The sequence below is a fragment of the Mesorhizobium sp. M0751 genome (genome assembly GCF_040320265.1).
GTDB lineage: Bacteria > Pseudomonadota > Alphaproteobacteria > Rhizobiales > Rhizobiaceae > Mesorhizobium.
On sequence record NZ_JAMYPH010000013.1, the window covers coordinates 69603 to 94564 of the forward strand.

The 24962-nt window shown below is 63.3% G+C and carries 23 protein-coding genes and 2 tRNA genes; 18 read left to right on the top strand and 7 right to left on the bottom strand.

From position 1 onward, the window contains the following. Positions 1–145 precede the first annotated feature (145 nt). Complete coding sequence (locus tag NKI19_RS20265) at positions 146–3523, bottom strand: hypothetical protein (RefSeq protein WP_352492483.1); 3378 nt, start codon at positions 3521–3523, stop codon at positions 146–148. Positions 3524–3619: 96 nt separating this feature from the next. Between NKI19_RS20265 and NKI19_RS20270 the strand changes: the two genes are divergently transcribed. The 14 genes from NKI19_RS20270 to NKI19_RS20335 all read left to right on the top strand — a co-directional run bounded on the left by NKI19_RS20270 (position 3620) and on the right by NKI19_RS20335 (position 16679). After that, positions 3620–4087 carry a peroxiredoxin gene (locus tag NKI19_RS20270; RefSeq protein WP_352566127.1) on the top strand — a complete coding sequence of 156 codons (468 nt, stop codon included), beginning with the start codon at positions 3620–3622 and terminating at the stop codon, positions 4085–4087. Positions 4088–4202: 115 nt separating this feature from the next. Continuing rightward, on the top strand, positions 4203–5483 hold the full coding sequence (locus NKI19_RS20275; RefSeq protein ID WP_352492485.1) for a M23 family metallopeptidase: 1281 nt from the start codon (positions 4203–4205) through the stop codon (positions 5481–5483). A gap of 221 nt (positions 5484–5704) precedes the next feature. After that, positions 5705–7141: an FAD-binding oxidoreductase gene (locus NKI19_RS20280; protein WP_352491923.1), complete on the top strand. Its 1437-nt coding sequence runs from the start codon at positions 5705–5707 to the stop codon at positions 7139–7141. Beyond that, complete coding sequence (locus NKI19_RS20285) at positions 7138–7878, top strand: FadR/GntR family transcriptional regulator (RefSeq protein WP_352491922.1); 741 nt, start codon at positions 7138–7140, stop codon at positions 7876–7878. Before NKI19_RS20280 ends, NKI19_RS20285 begins: the two co-directional genes overlap by 4 nt. A gap of 2 nt (positions 7879–7880) precedes the next feature. Further along, on the top strand, positions 7881–8318 hold the full coding sequence (locus NKI19_RS20290; protein ID WP_352491921.1) for a VOC family protein: 438 nt from the start codon (positions 7881–7883) through the stop codon (positions 8316–8318). Positions 8319–8403: 85 nt separating this feature from the next. Further along, complete coding sequence (locus NKI19_RS20295) at positions 8404–9432, top strand: ABC transporter substrate-binding protein (RefSeq protein WP_352491931.1); 1029 nt, start codon at positions 8404–8406, stop codon at positions 9430–9432. Then, a complete protein-coding gene (locus tag NKI19_RS20300; RefSeq protein ID WP_352491920.1) occupies positions 9432–10205 on the top strand; it encodes an ABC transporter ATP-binding protein in 774 nt (257 codons plus the stop codon). The genes NKI19_RS20295 and NKI19_RS20300 overlap by 1 nt, the downstream gene beginning before the upstream one ends. Continuing rightward, positions 10202–10957 carry an ABC transporter permease gene (locus tag NKI19_RS20305; RefSeq protein WP_352491919.1) on the top strand — a complete coding sequence of 252 codons (756 nt, stop codon included), beginning with the start codon at positions 10202–10204 and terminating at the stop codon, positions 10955–10957. Before NKI19_RS20300 ends, NKI19_RS20305 begins: the two co-directional genes overlap by 4 nt. A gap of 119 nt (positions 10958–11076) precedes the next feature. Further along, positions 11077–12243 carry an ROK family transcriptional regulator gene (locus tag NKI19_RS20310; protein ID WP_352491918.1) on the top strand — a complete coding sequence of 389 codons (1167 nt, stop codon included), beginning with the start codon at positions 11077–11079 and terminating at the stop codon, positions 12241–12243. After that, the gene (locus tag NKI19_RS20315) at positions 12240–13004 is read left to right on the top strand and encodes an ATP-binding cassette domain-containing protein (RefSeq protein ID WP_352477330.1); all 765 of its coding nucleotides are present in this window, start codon (positions 12240–12242) and stop codon (positions 13002–13004) included. The genes NKI19_RS20310 and NKI19_RS20315 overlap by 4 nt, the downstream gene beginning before the upstream one ends. 39 nt (positions 13005–13043) lie before the next feature. Next, positions 13044–14084 carry a sugar ABC transporter substrate-binding protein gene (locus tag NKI19_RS20320; RefSeq protein ID WP_352491917.1) on the top strand — a complete coding sequence of 347 codons (1041 nt, stop codon included), beginning with the start codon at positions 13044–13046 and terminating at the stop codon, positions 14082–14084. Between the two features lie 164 nt (positions 14085–14248). Next, positions 14249–15244, top strand: coding sequence for an ABC transporter permease (locus NKI19_RS20325; protein ID WP_352491916.1), 996 nt, complete (start codon positions 14249–14251; stop codon positions 15242–15244). Continuing rightward, complete coding sequence (locus NKI19_RS20330; RefSeq protein WP_352491915.1) at positions 15241–16026, top strand: SDR family oxidoreductase; 786 nt, start codon at positions 15241–15243, stop codon at positions 16024–16026. Before NKI19_RS20325 ends, NKI19_RS20330 begins: the two co-directional genes overlap by 4 nt. Next, on the top strand, positions 16023–16679 hold the full coding sequence (locus NKI19_RS20335) for a GNAT family N-acetyltransferase (protein ID WP_352491914.1): 657 nt from the start codon (positions 16023–16025) through the stop codon (positions 16677–16679). The genes NKI19_RS20330 and NKI19_RS20335 overlap by 4 nt, the downstream gene beginning before the upstream one ends. Positions 16680–16782: 103 nt before the next feature. On the opposite strand, the gene NKI19_RS20340 is transcribed toward NKI19_RS20335, so the two are convergent. The 3 genes from NKI19_RS20340 to NKI19_RS20350 all read right to left on the bottom strand — a co-directional run bounded on the left by NKI19_RS20340 (position 16783) and on the right by NKI19_RS20350 (position 17917). Then, a complete protein-coding gene (locus NKI19_RS20340; protein WP_352491913.1) occupies positions 16783–17106 on the bottom strand; it encodes a hypothetical protein in 324 nt (107 codons plus the stop codon). A 313-nt stretch (positions 17107–17419) separates the two neighbouring features. Continuing rightward, positions 17420–17620, bottom strand: coding sequence for a hypothetical protein (locus NKI19_RS20345; protein ID WP_352491912.1), 201 nt, complete (start codon positions 17618–17620; stop codon positions 17420–17422). Between the two features lie 221 nt (positions 17621–17841). After that, a tRNA-Val gene (locus tag NKI19_RS20350) sits at positions 17842–17917 on the bottom strand. Between the two features lie 217 nt (positions 17918–18134). Between NKI19_RS20350 and NKI19_RS20355 the strand changes: the two genes are divergently transcribed. Then, positions 18135–18211: transfer RNA gene (locus NKI19_RS20355), tRNA-Asp, on the top strand. 92 nt (positions 18212–18303) lie between these two features. On the opposite strand, the gene rbsK is transcribed toward NKI19_RS20355, so the two are convergent. The 3 genes from rbsK to NKI19_RS20370 are packed head-to-tail and all read right to left on the bottom strand — an operon-like array spanning position 18304 to position 20792. Beyond that, complete coding sequence (gene rbsK / locus NKI19_RS20360) at positions 18304–19224, bottom strand: ribokinase (protein ID WP_352491911.1); 921 nt, start codon at positions 19222–19224, stop codon at positions 18304–18306. 25 nt (positions 19225–19249) lie between these two features. Next, positions 19250–19702: an RbsD/FucU family protein gene (locus tag NKI19_RS20365; RefSeq protein ID WP_352491910.1), complete on the bottom strand. Its 453-nt coding sequence runs from the start codon at positions 19700–19702 to the stop codon at positions 19250–19252. 31 nt (positions 19703–19733) lie between these two features. Continuing rightward, complete coding sequence (locus NKI19_RS20370; protein ID WP_352456634.1) at positions 19734–20792, bottom strand: ABC transporter ATP-binding protein; 1059 nt, start codon at positions 20790–20792, stop codon at positions 19734–19736. A 294-nt stretch (positions 20793–21086) separates the two neighbouring features. Between NKI19_RS20370 and NKI19_RS20375 the strand changes: the two genes are divergently transcribed. From NKI19_RS20375 to NKI19_RS20385, 3 genes are all read left to right on the top strand, one after another. Further along, a complete protein-coding gene (locus tag NKI19_RS20375; protein ID WP_352491909.1) occupies positions 21087–22763 on the top strand; it encodes an ABC transporter substrate-binding protein in 1677 nt (558 codons plus the stop codon). 86 nt (positions 22764–22849) lie between these two features. After that, positions 22850–23971, top strand: a complete 1122-nt coding sequence (locus tag NKI19_RS20380; RefSeq protein ID WP_352491908.1) for a carbohydrate ABC transporter permease — start codon at positions 22850–22852, stop codon at positions 23969–23971. A gap of 26 nt (positions 23972–23997) precedes the next feature. Further along, positions 23998–24915 (top strand): carbohydrate ABC transporter permease, encoded by a 918-nt coding sequence (locus NKI19_RS20385; RefSeq protein WP_352491907.1) that lies wholly within the window; start codon positions 23998–24000, stop codon positions 24913–24915. Positions 24916–24962: the final 47 nt, after the last annotated feature.

Here is a 24962-nt window from a genome sequence, read left to right on the forward strand (position 1 = left end):
GCCAGCTGAGATTCAGGTGAAACCGGGACGGGACGGGCACAAGCAATGGATCGCTGCATTCCTCGGCCACTGTAACGGCGTGGCAGTTACCTCTAGGCGCTGCTACGCTGAACACACCTCACCCGGCCTTTTCGCCTCACCCGCCTCACCGATACTCGAAGATCGACCGGAAAATCCCGGGCGCGATTACCGACAGCGGATTGATGTCGAGGATTGGCTTGTTGGCGTTGCCCCTGAGCCGGTAGGTGACGCCGATCAGGCCGCGGTCGCGGCCGTTGCCGAGCAGCGCGCCGATCAGCGGCAATTCGCCGAAGATGCGGTTTACGCCATAGGCCGGCATGAACGTGCCGGTCATGTCCATGTTGTTGTTCTGGTCGTAGAGCGTGCCCTGGAAGGTGGTGCCGATGCGCGAGCCGCGCAGCACGCCGTTGCGCAGCTTGAGATAGCCGCTGCCCTTGTCGATTTCGCTGAAACCGCGCTCGAACTTCACCCTCGACGTGTCGAGATTGCCTTTGACCGCCTCGTTGAGGCTGCGGTTGTCGCCGGCCGGCGTCGTCGAGACGATCGAGGCGAGCTTCGGCTCGTTGACGACAAAGAAGTCCTTGGCATCGACCTGGCCTTTCATCGGACCGTCGCCAGCCCCGGTGAGCGCCAGCGTGATCGAGCCGCCTTCCATATGCTCGTAGATGTTGAGGAAGCGCAGTATGGCGCCGGCATCGGCCGACTTCATGTTGAGCGTTCGCAGGCCGCCGCCGGTCGTGTTGCTGACGGTGATCGCGGCTCCCGAACTTGCGGTGGCGCTCACCCTGAGCCCGTTCACCCTGGAGCCGGCGGCGCTGTAGTCGAGCTTCAGATTCGACAGCACCTCGTCGTGGAAGCCGGTCAGGGAGCTAACGTCGGCGCTGACCGAGATCGCATCGACGCCGGTGGTCTTGGTGGCGGTATCGACGTCGGACGTGAATTGCTTGATCAGCGAGCGTGCGTCCAGCGCGCTGCCGCTGACCTCGACTGCATAGGCCTTGCCTGACCGCTTCACCGAGACGGCGACGTCGTCGCCCCTGTTCAACGTGACCTTGCTGAACCGGGCCGAGGACAAGGCGCCGTTGACCAGCACCGCGCTGCCGTCGATGGAGAAGGTCTTGCCGTCGAGTTCGAAATTGGACAGCGTCGTGGTGTCGCCGGTCTTCGCCATGGCGAAGACGACCTTGGCGGGAATGCCGGGGCCCTTGCTCCAGCCGGCCCAGGGAATGTCCAGCCTGGCATTGGTCAGGTCGGCCGACACGTTCTGGTTGCCGGTGCCGCTCTTGTCGATCGCCACCTTGATGGTTCCGGAAAGCAGCGTCGACAGGCCAGGCATGGCGGTGGCGCGCGTCTTGTCGTCGAGCACCAGCGCCACTTTACGACTGCGCGGCGGGCCGCCATCCCTGAGCGGCTCGATCAGGTCGAGTTCGGCCGGAATGCCGTTGAGCAGAGCCTTGGCCGAGATCACCGCCCGGTCGGGCGCGACGGTGATCGAGCCGTCGGCATGGCTGACCGTCTGGCCCTCGAACGGCTTGCCCAGCGACAGGTCCTTGTAGTCGAGCGCCACCAGCCAATCGAGTTTGGACGAGTCGACACCGGACTGCAGCGGAATATCGGCCTTGACGTGGCCCGTCACCGTGCCGGACAGGTCGTCCGGCAGCAGGCCGACATGGCGCATGGCGTTGATCGGGTCAAACGATGCCAGTTCGGCGATTGCCGGCGCCTCGCCGGCGACATCGATATCGAGCGCGCCGATCACCGGCGGATGGTTCGCCGCCTTGACGGTGAGCGTGCCGTTGCTCGCCGCCACGGTGCGGCCGCTCGGCATATAGACGCTGCCCGAGGACAGCGCGACGTCGACGTCGTTGCCGTGGAAGCCGACGACGCCGACGGCATCGCGGATCGGCGGAATGCGGCCGGCCGTGTCGAAGCGCGATCCTTCAACCTGGAATCGGCCGAACACTTCATCGGCGGAAAGCGGCACGCCGTTGCCGAGCCGCCCGGGTACGACCTGGAACTGCAGGCTGCCATCGACGACGCGGCCGCCGAACAGGTTCTTAAGCACCCACAGCCTGGCATTGCGCGCCGAAAACCATGGCCATAATTGCTTGACGTGCGAGACCGGCATGTCGTGGACATTGAGCGCAACCGATATGCCCGGCGCCTGGTTGGCGACGAATGCAACCGAAGCCGTGCCCAGCACTTCGCTGCCCGGTCCAGAGCGGATGCCGATCTGCTCGGCGACCAGCTTTTGGCTCGTCGGCTGGTAGACCCCGGCGATACGGGCAATGAAGCTGAGTGCCGGCTCCGGCGAATCCGAAGGCGCCAGGGTCGAACCGTCGCTGGTCAGGTCGTAACGATAGGATGGTTCCTCGCCCGCTGTGCCGGTAACCGGCTTCGGCCCGATCGAACCGGCGAAATCGAAGGTCGAGCGGCCGGTTTTCACCAGCAAACTGTCGACCTGGATCTTGTTCGAGCCGGCGACGAGCGTCGCATCGAGATCGATGTCGGCCGGGAGCAGGCCGCGCGAACCGAGATCGAGCACCGACCCGGTCAGCGACAGGGCAGCGGTCAGCCGCGAGCCGTTGTCGCCGGCTCCTTCCGACCCCGTCAGCTTCAAGGCGATCGCGCCCAATTTGCCGCCTGCTGCCGCAGCGCCGGCATCCGCCGCCTGGATGCTGGCGTCCAGCGTGGTGATGCGTCGCGTCGCCGGATCGCGGGTGGCGGAAGCGGCGATGGTAAGCGCCCTGCCGTCGACATCGGCGTCGGATGAAAGCTCCATGCTTCCCGGTCCGGACTGCGAGACGGAGGCGTCGGCGATGGTGACCGACTTGACCGATCCGGTCTCGGGCAGTGCCAACTCGACGTTGCGCAGATCGATCTGGCGCATCGAATCCTCGCGCACCGCATCGAGCGCGCGATTGAGATTGGCGAAGACGGCGGCGGAAAGTTTTTCCGGATCGATGAGGCCGTCCTGGTTGCGCAGCCCGGCCGTCCAGTCGCCGCCGGACGGCATCGCCGCCATGACGATGTGCGCGTCGGAAATCCGGGCACTGGTCAGCCGTACCTCGCCCGAAAGCAGCGGGATCAGCCGGATGCCGAAGCGGACCCAGCCGGCATCGGCCATCGGTTTTCCGTCGGCGGTCTTGAGGCTGACATCGCTGACCTGCAGCGCAATGAAGCTCGACCCGTCAAGCGTCAGCCGGGCCGGCCCGACGGCAACGTCGACATCGAAGCCGGCCAATTTCTCGATTGCCGTTTCGGCTTCCGCGCGAAGCCGCTCCGAGCCGAAGCCGGACACGCCGATCGCATAGACGCCGGCGGCGGCCAGCAGCACAAGGGCGAAGAGGCCGGCAAACAGCCGCGCCATCAAACGAACGCCGCGACCGATCGACGCCTGCCCAAGCGGCGGGACGCGGCACGCGGACGGAAAGGTTCCCAGGTCGGTGATCTCGTCACGCCTGAACCTGATCTTCTCGTGCTGCGGCAGCTCCTGATCCACGCAATCTTCCGTTGAAACGAATTCGATCGTGGACGAATCCCCGCTCGATATTATATCGGTGCAGCCTGGCGCGTAACCTCAAACAAGGGCATCGGTATGGCTGACCTCGACGTGGGCGATGTTGCGCCGCAATTCGATCTTCCGCGCGACGGCGGCGGTTCACTCAGCCTCGCCGCATTGCTGGGAAAACCCATCGTACTCTATTTCTACCCACAGGACGACACCACAAGCTGCACCAACGAGGCGATCGGCTTTTCGCAGTTGAAGCCGGAGTTCGAAAAGGCCGGCGCTGTCGTCATCGGGCTGTCGCCGGACAGCATCAAAAAACATGACAAATTCAAGGCGAAATACGATCTGAGCGTCGACCTTGTCGCCGACGAGGAGCGCAAGGTGATCGAGGCTTACCATTTGTGGGTGGAAAAGAAGCTCTACGGCCGCACCTATATGGGCGTCGAGCGGGCGACATTCCTGATTGGCCGGGACGGACGCATCGCCAGGATCTGGCGCAATGTCCGCGTCAAAGGGCACGCCGAAGACGTGCTGGAGGCGGTTCGCGCAATTTGAGAGCTGCGCCAGGCCGCTGCAATTCGATACCCGTTTTGCGCGAAGACAAAACTTTGTTAACCCTAATAATGTGTAATCAGGCTCGTCGTTGGTGTCGTAACGAAAGCTTGGTCCCGTGAACGTAGCCAGTCAGTCAGCGGTCTTCGGCAGACGCAAAGAGCCCCACACGGTCATCATCGCCCGGGGCGACCAGATAAGGCATTTCACCATACGCCCGTGGCTGGCTGCATTTTGCGGCTCGGCGCTGGCGGCGATCGTCATTGGCTATCTGCTGGCGACCTCCTATCTGGTGCTGCGCGACGATCTGATCGGCGCCACGACGGCGCGGCAGGCGCGCATGCAGCAGGCCTACGAAGACCGCATCTCGGCACTGCGCAGCCAGGTCGACCGCATCACCAGCCGCCAGCTTCTCGATCAGCAACTGATGGAAACCAAGGTCAGCGAGCTGCTGGAACGGCAGAGCCAGCTCAGCCTGCGTCACGGCCGCCTCGGCCCGATCCTCGAACGAGCCGAAAACGAGGCCGCAACGCCGCCCGTGCCGACGGCAAAGCCGGACGAACATGCCGACGCGACCGGCAGCATCCAGCCGACGGCCTATTCCGTCGCCAGCCTTGCCGCTCCTGTGGGCGTTGACGACACCAGGCCGTTCTCGCTGTGGTCGACCCGCGCCAATCCGCTGCCGAGCGAAAGCGCGGCCGACCGGGCAGACAAGCTCTTCGTTTCGATCAACAACTCGCTGAAGGCCATCGAGAGCCAGCAGCTCACGCGAATCGCGACGCTCGCCGACAATGCCTACAAGAGCGCCGACGCGATCTCGCAGGCGCTCGAGGCCGCCGGCCTGCCGGTCGACAGCGAATTCGAAAAGAGCGACGTCGGCGGTCCGCTGATACCGCTCGACAGTTCGTTGGTCTTCGACAGCAAGGTCAAGGAGTTGGACGAAGCGCTTGACGCGCTGGATCATCTGAAAAAGGAAGCGCGCCGGCTGCCGCTCGCCAACCCCGCGCCCGGCCATAGCGTCACCAGCCCGTTCGGCGTGCGCACCGACCCTCTCCTCGGCACGGCCGCCTTGCATTCCGGCATGGATTTCAGGGCGCCGGTCGGTATGCCTGCCAAGGTCACGGCAGCCGGCGTCGTCGTCAAGGCCGGCTGGAACGGCGGCTACGGCCGCATGGTCGAGGTCGACCACGGCAACGGTTTTGTGACGCGTTACGGGCATCTCAGCGAAATCGACGTCGCCGTCGGCCAGAAGCTCGATGCCGGAGACGTCATCGGCAAGACCGGCAATAGCGGCCGCTCGACCGGCCCGCACCTGCACTACGAGGTCCGCCACAATGGCGAGGCCATCGACCCGCTGCGGTTTTTGACAGTCGGCAAGAAAGTCGAGCGGTACCTCTAGGAGCCGGGCTCTTCTCAGACGTCCCAGCATTTGAACGGCATCGGGCCGGCGCAGCCACGCCAAAGCGGCCTCACCTAAGTATCCTCGGGCCATCGCCCTTCGCTCTAGTCTCCCAGCAAACATTCGGCCCCAGCCCTTGATGTCTTGCGCCCACAGCGTTGACTCCGACGCAGTTGTAGGATGATATGTATAAGCCTATGCCTTAGCCTAGCAGGCTTGTAATGACCGTTCACGGTATCCCGCCTGAAATTCTGAATGCCCTGGAGAGCGCTGTCGGACAAAGCGGCGTGGCTGCCGAAGCGGCCGGCATGGCGAAATACCTTTTGGACTGGTCCGGGGATCATCGCGGCGGAGCCCTTGCGGTGCTGAAGCCGGCTTCCGTCGGCGAAGTCCAGGCCGTGGTGCGGCTCTGCGGCACGCTCGGGCTCGGAATCATCCCGCAGGGCGGGAACACCGGGCTGGTGGCGGGCGCAATCGACATCGAGACCCGTGGCGCGGTGGTCGTCAGTCTGGAGCGGTTGAACGGCATCCGTCTCGTCGACGCCGACAATTTCATCCTGCAGGCCGACGCCGGCTGCATCCTGCAGCACATCAAAGATGCGGCAGAGGCACAGGACTGCCTGTTTCCGCTGGCGCTCGGTGCGCAGGGAAGCTGCCAGATCGGCGGCAATGCGGCCAGCAATGCCGGCGGCACCAACGTGCTGCGCTATGGCATGGCGCGCGATCTCATCCTCGGCCTCGAAGTCGTCCTGCCCGACGGCGAGTTGTGGAGCGGCTTTTCCGGCCTGCGCAAGGACAATCGCGGCTACGACCTGAAGCAGCTCTTCATCGGCAGCGAAGGAACGCTCGGCATCATCACCGGCGTCGAGCTCAAGCTGTTCCCGAAACCGGCCCGGGTCGAGACCGCCTATCTCGGTCTCGCCTCGTTCGAAGCGGCCATCACCCTGTTCCGGCACGCTCGCCGCGCCTCATCCGATCTGATTTCGGCCTTCGAGATCATCGGTTCGGAGTGCATCGACCTCGCCCGCTTGATCGATGCCGACATCGTTTCGCCGGTCGAGGCTCCCGTCCACGTGCTGATCGAACTCTCCGCCAGCGCTGCGGTCGATCTGCGCTCCATGCTGGTCGATTTCCTGGCCGGAGCGATGGAGAGCGGCCTGGTTGCCGATGCCGTCCTTGCTGAAAGCGTTGCGCAGGCCAGGGCGTTCTGGGCCATTCGCGAGGGCTTGGTCGAGGGCCAGGCAAAACGCGGCTACCATGTGCGCACCGACCTTGCGGTCAGGATACCGGACATCCCTGTCCTCATCGATCAGGCCCGCCAATTCGTGGCGCTGGAACACCCCGGCTGGCTGCCGCAGGCCTATGGCCATGCCGGCGACGGCAATATCCATTTCAACGTCCTGCCACCGCCTGGGCTCGCCGAGGGTGAAGCTCGTGCCCAGGGCGCGGAGATCACCGCCGGACTCTACCAGATCGTCGGCGCACTTGGCGGCTCGATCAGCGCCGAGCACGGTATCGGCCGCACCCGCCATCGCACTTTCTGGGCCGGCCTGGCGCCTGCCCATCGCCAGCTCATCACGGCGCTCAAGAGAACGATCGACCCTCAGGGATCGATGAATCCCGGCTGCCTGCTGCCATCGACGGAGACCTTTCCATGAAGCAAAGACTGGCCGCTATCGGCACGGTGGAGGCGCTGCCGCATCGCGTCGCCGCGTTCCTCAGCCGCGAGATCGAATCCGGCGAGCTCAATCCGGGCACGCGACTGCCGACCGAGCAGCAGCTCTCGGAAAAATTCGGCGTCAGCCGCAACGTAGTGCGCGAGGCGATCGCTCAACTCAGGGCCGATGGCATGATCGAAGCCCGGCAAGGCGTCGGCGCCTTCGTGCTGGCGCCGGAGCAGCGCGCGTCGATCCGCATCGATGGCGAGGCGCTGAAAGCGACCGGGAATATGGAGCGGCTGTTCGAGCTGCGTTGCATACTGGAAGCCGAGTCAGCTGCGCTCGCCGCCGAACGGCGCGGGCAGGAGCACCTCGACGCAATCAAGGCAGCGCTCGACCGGATGAGCGGTGAGGAGCGCTGGGAAGAAGGCAGTATCGACGCCGACCTGTTGTTCCATCGCGAGATCGCGCGGGCGACGGGCAACAACTACATCCACACTTTTATCTCCTTCGTTTGCGAGCAGATCCGCCGCTCGATCCACTACGCGCGCCTCACCAATCCGCTGCACGACCTGGTCGAAGTCAATGTCGGGGAGCATGTGCGCATCTACGAGGCGCTGGTCGCGGGCGATCCAACGGCCGCCGAGGCGGCGATGCGCGCCCACATCGTCGGCGCCGCCTACCGCGTCGGCGTCAAGCTGCCAGCATCGCGCGCCGCGCACAGCACAGGGAGATAGCCATGCCGGTCGGAGGCGCATATGCGATCTCAGACGTCTGCCTGCTTGTCGAAAACATCGAGCGGACGGTTGAATTCTATGTCGAGAAACTCGGCTTTCGCCTGCGGCGCCGCGCCGAGGGCTTTGCCGATTTCCATGGCAAGGGCGTCACCCTGGCGGCGTGGGAGATCGGCCACATCAACCGGCACACCGGCGTCTCGAAGTTGAGGTCGCCGCGCCAGGCGCACAAGGTTTGCGTGGCGGTCAGGCTAGACGCGCCCGGCGAGATCGACCGGCTCCATGGCGAACTGGCAGCCAGGGGCGTCCCCTTCTACGGCCCGCCGGAGGATTATGTCTGGAACGCGCGCTGCGCTTATTTCACCGATCCAGACGACACGCTTTGGGAATTATACGCCTGGCTCGACGGCGGCCCCGGCGACTACCACGACGAACAGCCGTAGGCCGCGCCGCGGGAACGGCGCGCAATGAAGAGACGAGAACGTCTTGCAACAGGAGCGAAAAATGAGTGGGAACAGAGACTACGACATGAACCGCCGCAGCTTCGTGAAAGCCGGCTTCGCCGCGGTCGCGGCAGCTTCGGCCGGAATGCAGCTCGTGCTGACGCCGGGCGCCAGAGCTGGCGGAAAGGTCGTCATCCAGTATGACTGGCTGATGTCCAACGGACAGATCGGCGATATCGCGGCCGTCGCCAACGGCTATTTCAAGGAGGTGGGCCTCGAGGTGGAATTCAGCCCGGGCGGTCCCAATGCGGCGACGGTGCCGCCGGTGATTTCGGGCGCCGCACAACTCGGCCAGTTTTCCGAAACACCGCAGCTCTACGCGGCGCGTGAAAGCGGCGTGCCGGTGAAGATCATCGCCTGCGGTTTCCGCACCGGTCCCTATGCCTTCACCTCGAAGCCTGCCAAGCCGATCCGCGGCGTGGCCGATCTCAAGGGAAAGAAAATCGGCATCCAGCCGACGGCGCGCTTCGTCATCGATGAGATCCTGGCCAAGAACGGCATTGATCCGTCCGAGGTCACGGTCGTCAATGTCGGCTTCGACAAGGCGCCGCTGGTGCGCGGCGACGTCGACGCGATTGGCGGATGGATCACCAACACCCAGGCGCTGAGCGTCGTCGGCGACGACAGGATCGATCTTCTGGTGCGCGATCTCGGGCTGAACTCCTATGCCGATGTCTATTTCGCTACCGACACCGCGATCGAACAGGATGCGGAAACGCTGGCGAAATTCATCGGCGCCGTGGCCAAGGGCTGGGGCTGGGTGCACGCCAATCCGCAGGAAGCCGTCAAGAAGATGGTCGAGGCCTATCCGGAAATGGACCTCGGTTGGGAGCAGAAGACGATCAATCTGGTGCTGAAACTTTCCTTCGACGGTGCAACCGCCAAGGACGGATGGGGAACCTTCGATCCCGCCTCGATCGAGGAGCAGCTGGCACTGCTGGACAAGGTCGGCCAATACCCGAACGGCCGGCCCGCGGCAGCCGATGTCTACACCACCAAGATACTCGAATTGTCGGCCGCCGAGCGACCCAAGCTCGACGCGCCCGCCGCTTGATGGCGAACGCGATCGAGGCCCGCAGGCTGGATGTCGGCTATGGCGGCCGGCAGCCGATGGTGAAAGTTCTCTCCGGTCTCGACCTGTCGGTCGAGGCCGGCTCCTTCCTGTCGATCCTTGGACCTTCGGGATGCGGTAAGTCGACCCTGCTCCGTGTGGTCGCGGACCTGCTCGATCCGCTCGGCGGCTCGATCAGCGTGCTTGGCGACACACCGCATGCGGTCCGTTCGCGGCGCGACGTCGGTTTCGTCTTCCAGGACTCGACCCTGCTGCCCTGGCGCACCGTGCGCGACAATGTCCGCCTGCCGCTCAATGTCGGACAGGGACGCCTGACCCGGACAATCGACGACCGAACCGACGAGCTGCTTGATCTGATGGGGCTAGCCGGGTTCGGTGAGCGTCTGCCGCACCAATTGTCCGGCGGCCAGCGCCAGCGCGTGGCGATCGCCCGGGCGCTGCTCGGGCAACCCAGGCTGCTTTTGATGGACGAGCCTTTCGGCGCGCTTGACGAGATCACCCGCGACCGCCTAAACGACGAGCTTTTGTCTTTGTGGCGGCGCACCGGCGCGACCATCCTTTTCGTTACTCATTCGATCGCCGAAGCCGCCTATCTCGGAGAACGGGTCATCGTTCTTGCCGCCAATCCGGGCCGCCTGGCCAGGGACCTCGATATGCGGCCGTTCAAGCAGGCGGGCAACCGCTGTTCGCGCGAGGATCCGGCGATCGTTGCCGCGATGGCCGAACTGCGCGGCGCGCTGGAACAGGCCTCATGAGGCAGGCGCCCTTGCCATCGGCGCTGGCCGTCGCCCTGCCCGTTTTTGGCGCGGCTTCGATCCTGCTCGCCTGGCAGTTCCTGCTGCCATGGCTCGGCGTGCCGGCCTATATCGTCCCGACGCCGGCGGCCATATCAGGCGTGTTCCGGAAGAGTCTTGCTTTGCTGCTTAGCAATCTCTGGCCGACGCTGATCGAGGCGCTGGCGGGATTTGTCATCGGCAATCTTGCCGGTGTGCTGCTGGCGGTGCTGTTCGTGCACAGCCGCATCCTGCAGGCCGCCTATTTTCCGATCGTGCTGTTCTTCAACACCATTCCCATCCTGGCGCTGTCCCCGATCATCATCCTGATCTTCGGGCTCGGCATGACGCCGAAGATCGTGATCGCTGCGGTGATCTGCTTCTTCCCGACGCTGGTCAACATGATCCGCGGGCTGGACTCGGCCAGCGACAACGAGCACGAACTGTTCCGGGTGCTATCGGCTACGCGCTGGGAGATCTTCTGGAGCCTGCGCCTGCCAAGAGCATTGCCGATGCTGTTCTCCTCGCTGAGAATTGCTTCGGCCACGGCCGTGATCGGCGCCATTGTCGGCGAGTGGATCGGGTCGGATAAGGGCCTCGGCGCGCTCATCATCCAGGCGACCTTCAACTATCAGTCGGACCGGCTCTATGCGGCGATCGTGCTGTCGTCTTCGCTGTCGATCGCGCTGTTTGCGATCGTGGTTCTGCTGGAGCGACGTACCATCCGCTATTGATCATACCCTTGATGGGCCATCCGCCGGCTTCGCTCAGCGCGGCTGTCGATTTATTTTTGAATTCCATTTGACTGAATAAATCTTCGGTGCCAGTCTGGCCTCTCTCGAGGGCGCAAGGCATGGCACTGCGGGGAACCAATCAGGAGTTCGGGCGGCCGTATAACCGGCGCATCGTGCTCGAATCCATCCGCCTTCATGGCCCGATCGCCCGCGGCGACATTGCCAGGCGGGTCGGGCTCACCGTGCAGACGGTGTCGACCATCGTTCGCGAGCTGGAAGAGCACGGTTACGTGCTGTCGCTGCGCGAAGAGCCCAAGGGCCGCGGCCTGCCGCCGGCAACGCTGCGCATCAATCCGGAAGGCGGCTATGCCGTCGGCATCCACGTCACCCCGCTCGGCATCAATGCCGCGCTGATCAACCTCAGCGGCGACGTCATCGAGAGCAGCTATCGCGAAGCCCCAAATGCAACGCCCGACCGCGCTTTCGAGCTGATCGGCGCCATGGTGCTCGAATTGACGGCATTGCGGCCCGGTGGCCGCGTTCTCGGCATCGGCATGGCGCTGCCCGGCCCGTTCGGCGTGGAGTCCATGAGCTTTGTCGGACCGACCACCATGACCGGCTGGAAAGATGTGGCGCTGCGCGAGCGGCTGGCCGCCTCGACCGGACTGCCGGCCTTTTTCGAAACCGACATGGCGGCGGCTGCGATCGGCGAGCGCCTCTACGGCCTCGGCACGGCATATTCCGAATATTACTACCTCTATTTCGGCGTCGGCCTCGGCGGCGTCATGGTGCATGACGGAGCCGCATTGCGCGGCGCCTGGGGAAACGCCGGTGAAATCGGCCACATTCCCGCGGTGCCGGGCGGCGAGCCCTGTCCGTGCGGCAATCGCGGCTGCCTCGAACGGTATCTCTCGCTGGAGGCGCTGCGTCGCCGCAACATCGCCGACACCGACTGGGTCAGCGAGATCGCGCCGATCTTCCGCAACGCCGTCACCATCATCGAAAATCTGTTCGATCCCGAAACCATCATCCTCGGCGGGCTGGCGTCCACCGATCTGCTCGAAAGACTTGCCGGCGCGGCCGCGCACCTGCCCAATTCGGTCTCGGCGCGAAGCGACCGCACGACGCCCCGCGTCAGCGTCGCCAGCGGCGGCCAGCATGCAGTGTTGCGCGGCGCCGCCGCACTTGCCGTTTCGGGGGTGCTTTCGCCCCGCTTCGGCCAGATCTTCACCGCCGAACGCGAACGCGGACGGGATCTCTTGCATAACAAGGGGATCGCGGCATGAGCGAACCGCTGCTGGTGCTCGATAACGTTGCCAAGAATTATGGCGCCATCGAAGCGCTGAAAGGCATCAGCTTTTCGATCGGCAAGGGCGAAGTGGTGGCGCTTCTGGGCGACAACGGCGCCGGCAAATCGACGCTGGTCAAGATCATTGCCGGCGGCCTGGAGCCGACCTCCGGCCGCATGCTGTTCGAAGGCAAGGAATTCCTCGCCAAATCTCCCGCCGAGGCCAAGGCCGCCGGGATCGAGACGGTTTACCAGGACCTGTCCCTTTGCACCAATGTCGACGTGGTCGCCAATTTCTTCATGGGCCGCGAGATCACTAGAAAGGTTCTCGGCATTCCGGTGCTCGACGAGCGCGCCATGGAGCAGGTGGTACAAAAGGCGCTGGCCAGCGCCGGCACCCGCATTCCCTCGCTTCGCACCAATGTCGAGCACCTCTCCGGCGGTCAGCGGCAGGCCATCGAGCTCAACCGCTTCGTGCATTTCGGCGGCAAGCTGGTGCTTCTCGACGAGCCGTTCGCGGCGCTCGGCGTCGAGCAGACGCGGCGCGGCCTCGACATGATCCGTCAGGTGGCGAGCCAGGGCATCGGTGTCGTCATCATCACCCATATCATGCAGCAGGCCTTCCAGGTCGCCGACCGGATCGTGGTGATCCGGCAAGGCGTTGTGGCTGGCGATGTCGCACGCAACAAAACAAGTCCCGACGCGGTGATTAACATGATCACCGGAGAGACGCTCGCCGGTGCCGGACCGGCGAACTGAGGGACAAATGAGGGGTCCGGCGCAAGAGGAGCGAACGACATGAAGAAAATACTTCTTTCCGTCTTCGGTATCCTGGCACTGGCCTTTGCCACGCTCACGCCGGCATTCGCTCAGTCGAAGGGCACCGTCTACTACATGGTGCCGACATTGCTCGATGAGTTCCAGACCGGCTCGGTGAGCGCGCTGGAACTGTTCCTGAAGCAGGTCGGCTACGAGATGAAGACACTGAACGCCGACAACAAGACCGACGCGCAGCAATCGCAGATGAACGACGTCATCGCGCTGAAGCCGGCGGCGATCATTCTTGCCGCCGTCGATTTCAATGCGCTGAAACCGTCGGTCGAGGCGGCCCGTGCCGCCGGCATCCCGGTCGTCGAGTTCGACCGCCAGATCACCTCGACCCCGTCCGACTTCACCTCGGTGGCCGGAACCGTCGAGATCGGCTACGTCGCCGCCGATCAGGCGCAAAAGCTCCTGACCACGAAGAACGGCTCGGTGAAGGGCAAGATCCTGCAGGTGCTCGGCGATCCGGGCGACCCCTACACGCTCGACATCCAGAAGGGTTTCGAGGAGAAGATGAAGGCATTCCCGGACGTCAAGATCATCTCGCTGCCGGCCATGCAATGGGAGGCCAGTAACGCCGGCACCATCGTTGCCGACCAGATGCTCGCCAACCCCGACATCGACCTGATCTTTAGCCATGCCGCGCATCTTTCGGTCGCTGCCGTCGCCTCGCTCGAGGCCGCCGGCAAGAAACCGGGCGACGTCATGCTGATGAGCTCGAACGGCGCTCCGGTCGGCCTCGACCTGATCCGCAAGGGCTGGCTCAATGTCGAAGTCGAGCAGCCGCTCTACGCCCAGGCCGCGGCGGTCGCCATGTTCATGGACAAGGTGGTCAACAAGCAGGAGATCAAGCCCGGCGAATATGATGTGCTTGGCCTGAAATCGACCCTGACCAAGGAAGCGTGGGGGCCGAACATCAAGATCCCCGGCGCTGCGATCACCAAGGAAAATGTCGATAACCCGGCCTTCTGGGGCAACATGAAGCCGCCGACCGAATCCATCAAGCCGGTCGAATAGCAAACTCGCCAGAAGCTCCGGGCCACACAGGCCCGGAGCCAGCCCTGCAGCCCTGGTGCGTTCGAACGGACGCGCACGGGAACGTTGCAGCAATTTTCAACCGCGCCTGATCTTTCCGAACACCGAGTGGCTTTTTTCGGGGTCGGCGCCAACCGGATCCGCAGATGAACCCCCGCACGCGCCAAACCCTCGAGTTCATCCTCGACAATCTCGTCTGGTTCATGCTGGTCTTCGTGCTGGTGGTCTTTTCCATCCTCATCCCGAACTATTTTCAGCTCGGCATCTTCGCCAACATCATCGAGGCGTCGAGCGTGCTCGGCGTGATGTCGATCGGCCTGGCGCTGGTCATCATCGCCGGCCATATGGACCTGTCGGTCGAATCGGTGGCGGCGCTCAGCGCCATGGCGGTCGGCATCCTGTTCTGCTCGTCGGGCATCGGCCTTGGCATCCAGTTGCAGCCGCAATGGCTGATGGTTCCGGTTTCGCTGCTCATCGCGCTTGCCGTCGGCGGCCTGATCGGAGCCTTCAACGGCTATCTGGTGGTCAGGGTGAAGATGAGCGCCTTCATCATCACCCTGGCTTCTTACATCTGGGTGCGCGGCCTGGTGCTGGTCATCTCCGGCGGCCGCTCGGCACAGGACCTTGCGCCGGCGATACGCTGGTTCGCCATCCAGCGCCTGCTCGGCCTGCCGCTCACCGCCTGGATCGCCATTGCGTGTTTCGTGGTGTTCTCGCTGATCATGGCCAAGACGCCCTTCGGCAGGCATTTGGTCATGATCGGCGGCAACGAGACGGCGACCTTCCGCGCCGGCATCCGCGTCAACCGCAACCTGGTCATAGCCTTCGTTCTCGCCGGCGCCATCGCCGGCCTTGCCGGCTGGCTGCTGGCGATCCGCACCTCCGGAGCCAGTGCCAATCTCGGTGCGGGATTCTTGTTCAACGCCTTTGCCGCCGTCGTCATCGGCGGCGTCAGCCTGAAAGGCGGTGTCGGCACCTTGCCCGGCGTCTATGCCGGCGTGCTGCTGCTGTCGGCGATCAACACGGCGATCAATTTGATGGGCCTGCCGGCCAATTTCACCCTGGTGATACACGGCCTGCTGGTGCTTGCCGCCGTGCTGCTCGATGCATTCAGGCAGACCATCCGCCAGAGGCTCGCATGAGCAGCCGACCACAAAACCGGCGACTTTTTGGCAAGGTGGCGCTGGTCATCGGTGCTGCCCGCGGCATTGGCAAGGCGATCGCGCAGCGCTTTGCCGAGGAAGGCGCAAAGCTGGTGCTGGCCGATACCGAGACCGAAGCCGGGCAAGCAACGGCAGATGAGGTCGGCGCCCACTTCATTCGCACCGACATTTCGCAGATGGCCGATGCGGAAGCCGCCGTGGCGCTGGCCCTCGACCGTCACGGTCGGCTCGACATCATGGTGCAGAATGCCGGCATCTATCCCTGGCAATTGCTGGAAAACACCAGTCCCGACGACTGGGACCGGGTCATGGCGGTAAACTTGCGCGGCAGCTTTGTCGCCGCACGTGCGGCGCTGGTGCCGATGAAGGCACAGCATTTTGGCCGCATGCTGTTCACCTCCTCGATCACCGGCCCGCATGTCACCAGCCCCGGCCACGGCCATTATTCGGCGACCAAGGCCGGCATCAATGGGCTGATCCGTTCGGCTGCGCTCGAATTCTCGGGCTACGGCATTACAGTCAACGGCGTCGAGCCCGGCAACATCCTCACCGAAGGCATAGAGCAGCATCGCGGCGCGGCCTTCATCAAGAACATGGAAGACGCCATCCCGCTCGGCCGTCTCGGCAGCCCGCGCGATGTGGCCAATGCCTTCCTGTTCCTGGCCTCTGACGATGCCAGTTACATCACGGGCACGACCATCATCGTCGATGGCGGGCAGCTTCTGCCCGAGGGCAAGGACTTCCGGCTGCTGCCGCCATGATCCTCGATTTCGGCGGCGGTTTCTTTCTGCGCCGGGCGACCGCCGCCGATCACCAGACGCTTGCAATGATCTGTCTCAAGACCGGCGATGCCGGCAAGGACGCCAGCGGCCGCGAGGACGACCCGGACCTGCTCGGCCTGCTCTACACCATTCCCTACCAGGTTCTCGAACCCGATCTGGCCTTTATTGTCGATAGCCCCACAGGTGCGGCCGGCTATCTGCTTGGCGCCGCCGACACAGCCGCTTTCAATGCCAGCCTGGCGTCAGACTGGTATCCGGACCTGCAGCGGCGCGTCGCCGACCCGGGATCCGACAGCTCGCGCTGGCGCGGCAGCGATTGGGCGCGGCATCGGGTCCATCATCCCGATTTCGCTGTTCCACCTGCGCTGGCGGCCTATCCGTCGCACGGCCATATCGACCTGTTGCCGCAAGCGCGCGGGAAAGGCATCGGCAGGCGCGCGATGGCCTTCCTCGAGCAGCGCCTTGCCGCGAGCGGCTCGACCGGCATCCACCTCGAAGTCATGCCGCAGAACGATGGTGCGCTGAAGTTCTACAAGGCAATCGGGTTTGAGGTGGTGCAGGATCCGGAACCAGTGAAGCGATGCGTCTACGTCGGAAAACGGCTTGCGAATAGGGCGGAAGCTGCAGGCTGAGCCGCGGCGGGCAATCGCACAAGTCGCACACGACATCCACGGACATGGAAGGATCGCAGCGTCAACACGGTGCGGGCCAATCGGAGTCGTGGCGGAGCGTCTACTAGTTCAGCGTGGGCGGCAGGGGAACATCCGCGACCGTTTCCCCGGCCACAATGGAGAACACATAAAGCAGATAAATGGTTAGTACCAATAACGCTAGGAATGAGCCGCTGGCAAAGATTCCCGCAACCGTGGTGCGGCGATACGGTTCAACTTTTTCCTTCTTAAAGGTGTCTTCTTCGCTCCGGGTTGTCAAAACCCGTTCGCCTGGAAGCTGGATTTTTTCAGCCTCCTTCGATATCTTATCCGCGAGATCTCCTGCGATCACAGGATCATTCGCAAGATGACTCGTAAGCCATCCAGGAATATTTTCGCTCCCGCCCATGCCCATACGCAAGTAAGGTTTAGTTTTTGTTTGTGATCTCTAGAATTACTGCAAGTTTTAGCTTTCGGCAATCGTTTGCCACCTAAGGAGGCAGCAGATCAGACTTAGGTCCCAACGGGAAGACCGATTGATCAGACCAAAGTCCTAGCACTTATGCTCCCTACCCCGAACCGTGAAGCGTTTGGGAGCGAAGTTACCGCAACAAAGACGAAACCATTGGTTGCATTGATCGCTGGTCTGTTTGCCGGGCAGCTCAGTATCCAGGGTCCGTGTGCCCTACGAGGGACCTTAGCATCGACAACCCACGTGCTTGTTAGCCAATCTCGATACCATCACTCTCGAGACGCCCGCCTTGGCTCTGCGACCGCTTCAGCAGTGAATGCGACGCCTCGATCAGCCGGCGCGATAGGGCGATCGTGTAGCGAAGCTCTTCAATCAGCGCGGTCCCGTGTTCAGTGGCCTGACGAGCACGTGCTACTTGGCTATTGTCGGGCTTGCGAGGGAATTCTTTCACGCTCCGACCTCCAAACCAGGCCGACAATATCGCGAAGACCAACGCCTGGGTAGCGAAGAAGCCCGCCGCATCTTTTCGACGGCGGGGCGATCGAGGAGAAATGATAAGGGATGCCAGATAGTTGCGTCTACCAACCGCCAGTTGGACGATTCTGCGACAGTGCAGGCGTTTGAACCGGACATTGCAAAAGGACAATGCCTGGATGAACACATTGAGGAAAATGGTGGGCGATGACGGGCTCGAACCGCCGACATCTTCGGTGTAAACGAAGCGCTCTACCAACTGAGCTAATCGCCCGCTCCGGGCCGGACCTTTAAGCAGTTAGGACCGGCTTCGCAAGGCCAAATGAGCGGCCAGTGGCTTGGCCGGGGGCCGGTTTCGGCAACAAAGTTCGGCTTGTCAAAAAACCTTCTGCTGTTTGCCGTTATGCTGTCCGGGTCCGCTTGACACCCGCTGGCTTACCCCTTATCCACCGCCCCAACGACGAACACGGCTGACACGTGCTCGTCCATGCGCGGGTGTAGCTCAGTTGGTTAGAGTGCCGGCCTGTCACGCCGGAGGTCGCGGGTTCGAGCCCCGTCACTCGCGCCATTTCTCCTTCGGGCCACGGCCCTTGGTGTCGGAGAAATGTCGACGTTGATTTGTCAAAAACCATCGTCGTTCGTGAGGTAATCCACACGACCTCACCGCCTCGCCGGCAGTGCCTCGACTTCCTGCAGCGTCGGCATGGACGGGGCGGTGCCCGGGCGCGTCACCGAGATGCCGGCGACGGCGCAGGCGAAGCGCACGGCCTGCAAGGGTTCCATCCCCCTCGACAGCGCCGCCGCCAGGCCGCCATTGAAGGCGTCGCCCGCGCCGGTGGTCTCGACAACCGGGCCGGCGGCGACCGCTGCGACATGCTCGGAACGATCGGCCGTGTGCAGCAGCGCGCCCTTTTCGCCGAGCGTCACGATGACGGCGCCAACGCCCTTCTCGAGCAGGCTGTCGGCGGCGCGGCGGGCATCGTCGATGGAGGACACCTTGATGCCGGTCAGTTCCTCGGCCTCGGTCTCGTTCGGCGTGACATAGTCGCAAAGCGTATAGATGCGGTCCGGAAGCTTGGCCGCCGGCGCCGGGTTGAGGATGGTGGTCACCCCTGCCCCGCGCGCGATCTCCAGCGCCCGCAGCGCCGCCTCGATCGGCTGTTCGAGCTGGGTGACGAAGACGCCGGCCGCGCGGATCAGGCCGGCATTTGCCTCGATATCGGCGGGCGAGATCAGCATCGCCGCACCGGGGCTGACGATAATGGCGTTGTTGCCGCTCGTCTCCTCGATGAAGATATAGGCGGCACCGGTGTAGCTTTTCGGCGTGTCGATGACGGCGCTCTTCACGCCGGCGTGCGACCAGGTCTGTCTCGCCATGTCGGCAAAAGGATCGACCCCGAGGCGGGTAAGGAAGGTGATATCGGCGCCGAGCCGGCCGGCCGCCACTGCCTGGTTCGAGCCCTTGCCGCCGGGGCCGAGCGTGAAGGACGTGCCCAGGATCGTCTCGCCCATGCGCGGCTGGCGGGCGGCGCGGTAGGCGGTGTCGGCGACGAAGACGCCCAATATGACAATAGGCTTCATGACAATCGGTCTTCCCGGCATGCCGCTACTCCGCATCCGGTGGCACGACGCCCTTGCGGAAGGCAAAACAGCCATAGAAGCGACGCTCGCCGGTCTGGATGACGCAATAGGCCTTCTTGGCGCGTTCGTAGAAGGCGTAGCGCTCGACCGAGATCATCGGCCAGGCCTTGCCCTCGGCGGCATCGATCTCTTTTTGCACTTCCTGCTGCACGGCAGGGATTTCGACCGGCTTGCCGACGATCTCCATGCGCGCGGCCGCGTCGTCGACGAAGGTGTCCAGCGGATAGAGCGAAAGCACCGCCTTGACCACCTCGGCCGCCGACGCATCGATGCGCAGCAGCCGGCCAAGCACGGTCTGGCGCGCCACCGAATCGGACGGGAAATTGGTGTCGGCGATAATCAGATCGTCACCGTGACCCATCGCCCGCAGCGCCTGCAGCACATCGGCATTGAGCAGGGGATTGATTCCTTTGAGCATGGTATTCCTCGCGAAGTTTGCTGGGGCGAAATCAGAGCCGCTTGCCGGTCTCTGCGTCGAAGAGATGCACCTGGTCGAGCCGTGGTTTCAGGTGCAGTGTGTCGCCCGGCTTGAAGTCGTGGCGCTCACGGAACAGCGCCACCATCTCGCCCTCGCCGAAGCGCAGGAACACCAAAGTCTCGGAACCGGTCGGCTCGACCACCGAAATCTTCGCCGGAACACCATCGGGATGGATTTCGAGATGCTCGGGCCGCACGCCGTAGACGACATTACGGCCATCCTCGACGGCACTGGTCGCCGCAATCGGGAACGGCGTCCCGGCGATCTCGACGACGGGCTTGTCGCCCTTGCGCACGACGCCCTTGAGCAGGTTCATCGAGGGCGAGCCGATGAAGCCAGCGACAAACAGGTTGGCCGGCCGGTCGAACAATTCCAGCGGCGCGCCGACCTGTTCGATGCGACCGTCGCGCATCACCACGATCTTGTCGGCCATGGTCATGGCCTCGATCTGGTCGTGGGTGACGTAGATGGTGGTGGTCTTCAGCCGCTGGTGCAGTTCCTTGATCTCGGTGCGCATCTGGACACGCAGCTTGGCGTCGAGATTGGAGAGCGGCTCGTCGAAGAGGAACACCTGCGGGTTGCGCACGATGGCGCGGCCCATGGCGACACGCTGACGCTGGCCGCCGGAAAGCTGGCGCGGATAGCGCTTGAGGTAGGGGTTGAGGTCGAGGATGTCGGCGGCGCGCTTGACCCGCTCAGTGACCACCGCCGGGTCGGTTTTGCGCAGCTTGAGAGCAAAGGCCATGTTCTGCTCGACCGTCTTGTGCGGATAGAGCGCGTAGTTCTGGAACACCATGGCGATGTCGCGCTTGGCCGGCGGCAGATGGTTGACGACGCGCTCGCCGATGGCGATGGTGCCGCCGGAGACCGTTTCCAGCCCGGCCACCATCCTCAGCAGCGTGGACTTGCCGCAGCCGGAAGGCCCGACCAGCACCACGAACTGCCCGTCGGCGATGTCGACGCTGACATCGTGCAGAACCTTGACGGTTCCGAACGCCTTGGCCACATTGCGGATCGCGACTTGAGCCATCATTCCCCCTTCATTTGCCGTGAAGCTAAACAACGCAAACGGCGAGGGCAAGTCAGTCTCTTATAGATAAAAAACCCATTCACGTTGACACCGCACTTCGTTGTGCGAATAGTGACAACTGCCCGGCTTATGACCCTGTTCCGGGCGCACCGGTACGCTTGTCCGGCACTGAATGCCAAGCGTCGCGGGAGGGAGAATTCGGGCCGCTATTTACGGGAGTCGCTGTCGTTGGGGAACATAATCGGCGCTCCACCATCTGAACCTATTCACAATTGACCTTCTGGGAGGAACGAGATGAAAATCAGCCTTTATAACCAACTTGTCCGCGCCGGGGCCACCCGCCGCGACGTGCTGAAGGGGGCGGCCAGCATGGCCGCGATCGCCGCGGCATCCGGCGCCGGCCTCGGCGCACTGACGCGGCCGGCTTCGGCTGCCAGCGAGCTGCGCACCAAGATCCTGCAGATCCCTGGCGTCGGCAAAGGTCAGCCGACCGATGCCGACTTCCAGAAGGTCGGCGAGCTTTGCCTCGAAGCCACCAAGGCCAACGTTAAGGAAGGCGAATTCGCCGGCGTCGAGCTCTCCTTCATGGGCCTCAACAACCAGAACCTGCACAATGTGCTTTTCCGCGGCTTCCTGAAGCCGTGGGAGGCCTATACCGGCGCCAAGATCAACTGGATCGACCTTGCACAGGCGGACTACAATCCGCGCCTGCAGCAGGCTATCGCCACGAACACAATCGACTTTGATATCGTCGAGATGGGCGCTCCTTTCGAAGGCGATGTCTGCGGCAAGGGCCTCACTTCCGAGATGCCCGACTGGGTAAGGAAGCAGATCGATATGGACGATCTGGTGGCCTATCTGAAGCCGCCGGTCGGCACCTGGAACGGCAAGCAGTATCGCGTGACCGTCGACGGAGACGCGCACAACTTCAACTACCGCACCGACGTGTTCTCCGACTCTGATCTGGCAGCAGCCTGGAAAGCCGATAGCGGCGACAAGGCAGGCCTGACGGAATGGGGCGTGCCGAAGACCTGGCAGCAGGTGCAGGCCGTGACCAAGTTCCTCAAGGGCAAGCAGATGAAGGGCCAGGACGTCTACGGCTACCTCGACGCGCCCAAGGCATGGGGTGGATTCGGCTTCTACTTCCTCGGCAGCCGTGCCAGTGCTTATGCTAAGCACCCTGATGACAAGGCGTGGCTGTTCGACGCCGATACGATGAAGCCGCGCGTCAACAACCCGGCTTGGGTGCGGGCGATCCAGGACGTGATCGACGCGCTGCCCTTCGAACCGCAGGATCAAATCAATGCCGACCCGAACCAGACCTGTTTCTCCCAATTCCTGGGCGGCACTGGTTCGATGCTGGCTTGGTGGGGAGACGCTGGCTCGAATGCGAAGACTAACGACTCCTCGGTCGTCGGCGACGTCACAGGCTTCTCGATCCTGCCGGGCTCGGACGATGTCTATAATTCCAAGACCGGCAAGTGGGACAAGCTCGCCAGCGGCCCGAACTATGCGCCAAACTGCGCCTATCTCGGCTGGGGCGTCTATGTCATGGCCCGCGTCGACAGCGACGAGAAGAAGAAGAAGGCAGCCTGGTCCGCCGCCGCCCATCTCGGCGGCAAGGACCTGTCACTGTGGTGCGCGGCGTATCCGTCGGGCTTCCAGCCTTACCGCAACAGCCATTTCGATATTCCGGAGTGGGTGGCGGCCGGCTACGACGAGGCGTTCATCACCTCGTACCTCAAGTCGGAATCCGACAGCTACAACCATCCGAACGCGGCGATCGAGCCACGCATCCCCGGCATCTTCCAATACTACAGCGCCGCCGAGGATATTTTGGCCAACACCTTCGCCGGCAAGATGAAGGCACAGGAAGGCGCCGATGCCATTGCGGCGGCCTGGGAGAAGCTGACCGACCAGATCGGCCGCGACAACCAGATCAAGCTCTACAAGGCCTCGCTCGGCATGTAGGCTATGTGAAACCGTGGTCCGGCGGCAACGCCGGACCACACCAGACAGCTCCGGCTCCTCGATGAGCCTTCAAACGGGCGAAATTTGTGGCTGACCAGACTTCGACCGTAAACCCGTGGCCGGCGGATGCCGTCCCTTCCGATCTGATTTCCCCTCGCCGCAAACGGCTCGGCTGGGGGCTGATGGCCGTTGCGACGCTTGGCTTGCTGGCGGTAATCGCGCTGGAGATCCTGTACAAGACCGAAGCCGACACCATCGGCTTCGAGACCTGGCGGCCCGTCGTCTATGCCTATGTTCTGTGGGGCCTGGCGATTGGCGCCGGCCAGGTGCTGACCCGCGGCGAGGACGGCCAGCGTGCCCTGTTCCTGCTGCCGGCGCTGCTGTTCACCATCGCCATGGTGATCTTCCCAACCCTGTTCGGTTTCTACATCGCGCTCACCGACTGGAACCTCAGTTCCTTCAGCGGCCGCACGTTCAACGGGCTCGCCAATTTCTGGCAGATGCTGGGCGATCCCTACTACCGCAACGCGCTGTTCAACATGGCGCTCTATGTGCTGGCGGTGTCGGTCGAATATATCATTGCCTTTGGCCTGGCGTTGTTGCTCAACGCGCAGATCCGGGCGCGAAAATTCTTCCGCGTTGTCTTCCTCTTGCCCTTGATGCTGTCACCCGTCGCGGTGTCGTGGATGATCGGCAAATCGCTGATGGAGTACCGCTTCGGACCGGCCGCGACGCTGGCGCGGCATCTCGGCTGGGAAAACCCGGCCTTCTTCTCCAACCCGATCACTGCCCGCATCTCGATCATGGTGCTCGACGCGTGGACCTTCATCCCGTTCATGATGATCATGCTGCTGGCTGGGCTGCAGGCGATGTCGCGCGAGGTGCTCGAAGCCGCGCGGGTCGACGGCGCCAACGCCTGGCAGACCTTCTGGCAGGTCACTTTCCCGCTGATGCTGCCGGTGTCGGTGACGGCGGTGATCCTGCGCATCATCTTCAAGCTGAAGCTTGCCGACATCATCATCACGGTGACGTCCGGCGGTCCGGGCGGTGCGACAGATTCCGTGTCGAGCTTCATCTATCGCGAGTATCGCGACCGCTCGAATGTCGGCTACGGCACTATGCTGGCGATGGCCTATCTGGTCATCATCATTGTGTTCGTCACGTGGCTGTTGAAATTTGCCAACCGCTTCGTGCGCAATGTCAATTGAAGCAAGATCGGGTGAATTGAAACAAGATGAGCGTCCAGACCACCGAATATGTCGCCTCGGAGATCCGCTCGCCGGCGAGCTTCGTCGCCAGTCGCGTCTTCATCTACGGCGCGCTCGCCTTCTGGGCGTTCATCTGCCTGTTCCCGATCTATTGGACGATAACCACCTCGTTCAAGACCGCGGTCGACGTCACTCAAGGTCATTTGATCCCGTTCGTCGATTTCCAGCCGGATTGGAAAGGCTGGCGCTCGCTCGGCCTTTCACCGGACTCGATCTTCCAGACCTCGACCGTGCGCGAGGAATTCCTCAAGCGCTTCATGAATTCGGTGATCACCTCGGTCGGCGCATCGAGCCTCGCCATCATCATCGGCAGCCTCGCCGCCTACGGACTTACCCGCTATCGCTACCATTTCGCCTGGTTCAAGAACGAGGACATCTCGTTCTTCTTCCTGTCGCAGCTGATCCTGCCGCCGGTCGTGTTGGCGCTGCCCTTTCTCGTGCTTTACCGGGAAGTCGGCATGCTCGACACGCGCGTCGGGCTGATCCTGCTCTATACGCTGATGGTGCTGCCGATCGTCATCTGGATCATGCGCGACCAGTTCAATTCCATTCCCGTCGAGCTTGAGGAAGCAGCCCTCGTCGACGGCCTGTCGATCTGGGGCGCGTTCTTGCGCATCGTCATGCCGATCGCGCTGCCGGGCATGGTCGCCGCCTTCATCCTGGCGATGGTGCTGTGCTGGAACGAGTATTTCTTCGCCGCGCTTTTGACCTCGACCGACGCCAAGACCATTCCTGTCATGGTGGCGAGCCAGACCGGCTCGCAAGGCATCAACTGGTGGTCGATGGCAGCGCTTGCCACCGCCGCCATCACACCGCTCGCCGTCATCGGCATCGCGCTCGAGCGTTACCTGATCATGGGCATGACCGCGGGCGCGGTGAAGTAATTGCGCCAGCCTTCCCTTCTCCACAACAAGGGGAGAAGGGAAAAGCG